The following is a 917-nucleotide window of genomic DNA, read 5'->3' on the forward strand; positions in this document are numbered from 1 at the left end:
CGAGATCCAGGACGCGGGCGTCACCACGCGCTACCAGCGCGACGCGCAAGGGCGCATCACCGCGCGCACGCAGGTCCTGGCCAACGGCAGCAGCAGCACCGTGGGCTACCAGTACGTGCCAGGCGGGGCGGGCAGCGCCGGCAGCACGGGCAGTCCAGGCAGCGCCGGCGCGGGGCAGATCGCCCGCATCACCTACCCCAGCGGGCGCCAGCTGGTGCACCAGTACGACGCCACCGGCCAGCTCATCGGGCTGCAGTGGAACGGCCAGCCGCTGGTCAGCGGCATCACCTGGAGCCCGCTGGGCCAGGCCACCGGCTGGCAGTGGCCCGGGTTCGTGCAGACCCCCGGCAACCCCGCGCCGCTGGCCGAGCAGCGCAGCTACACCAGCGCGGGCCAACTGGCCGCCAGCGCCCTGCTGCAACTGACCTGGGACAGCGCCGGGCGCATCGCGCAGATCACCCAGCAACACATGCTGCCCACGCAAAGCAGCACGGTGGCGCAGCAGGTGGCGCTCACCAGCGCATACAGCTACGACGCGGTGGGCCGGCTCACCGCCAGCGCGCACAGCGCACCCAATACCCTCACGCTGCCCAGCGGAGCGGCCTTGAGCGACACCATCGGGGCCAACGCCAGCGGCTACGCGTGGGATGCCAACGGCAACCGCAGCCAGAGCTACTACAGCAGCAGCACGGCAGGGGGCACCGCCACGCTGCAGCGTGACTACGCCACCACCAGCAACAGCAACCGCCTGGGCGGCTACACGCAGACCTTCACGCCCGCGGGCGGCAGCGCGCAGACCACCAACGTCAGCTACAACCACGACGCCACCGGATCGATCACCAGGAAGGGCGACAGCTACCTGCACTACGGCGTGGACGGCCGCATCGCCAAGGCGGGGCCGAACGCCGACCCGGCCA

1 pseudogene is annotated in these 917 nt (G+C 71.9%); it reads left to right on the forward strand.

Annotated features, from left to right (window positions below):
• A pseudogene (locus AVTE2539_RS26235) lies at positions 1–917 on the forward strand (hypothetical protein); the annotation flags it as partial.

The organism is Acidovorax sp. SUPP2539 (assembly GCF_030158975.1).
Lineage (GTDB): Bacteria > Pseudomonadota > Gammaproteobacteria > Burkholderiales > Burkholderiaceae_C > Paracidovorax.